The sequence below is a fragment of the Pseudomonas sp. 67(2021) genome (genome assembly GCF_017491835.1).
Taxonomy (GTDB): Bacteria; Pseudomonadota; Gammaproteobacteria; order Pseudomonadales; family Pseudomonadaceae; genus Aquipseudomonas; species Aquipseudomonas atacamensis.
In genome coordinates, this window is sequence record NZ_JAFGYL010000077.1 from 1 (window position 1) to 488 (window position 488).

Below are 488 nucleotides of genomic sequence, written 5' to 3' on the forward strand. Positions count from 1 at the left end.
ATGCTCGGACTGCTCCCAGCGCGGCTTGCCCCAGAAGGTGAGGAACATCAGGCGCCACGAATAGAAGCTGGTCAGCAACGCAACGATGATGCCGACGATCGACGCGCCATGCTGGCCAGCGGCCCAGGCGCCCTCGATGATCGCGTCCTTCGAATGGAAGCCCGCAAAGCCAAAGGCGATCGGATTGCCGAACACCGCCGGAATGCCAACGCCGGTAATCGCCAGCGTGCCCATCATCATCCCCCAGAAGGTCAGCGGGATGTGTTTCCGCAGGCCGCCATAATAGCGCATGTCCTGCTCGTGATGCATTGCATGGATCACCGAACCGGCACCCAGGAACAGCAGCGCCTTGAAGAAAGCGTGCGTGAACAGGTGGAACATCGCCGCGCCATAAGCGCCACACCCGGCCGCGAAGAACATGTAGCCGAGCTGCGAACAGGTCGAATAGGCGATCACGCGCTTGATGTCAGTCTGCACCAGCCCGACCG

The 488-nt window shown here is 61.7% G+C and carries 1 protein-coding gene; it reads right to left on the reverse strand.

Going from position 1 to position 488, the window contains the following annotated elements:
* A partial coding sequence (locus J5M66_RS26585; protein WP_279382200.1) for a proton-conducting transporter membrane subunit occupies positions 1-488 on the reverse strand: 488 nt, incomplete at both ends.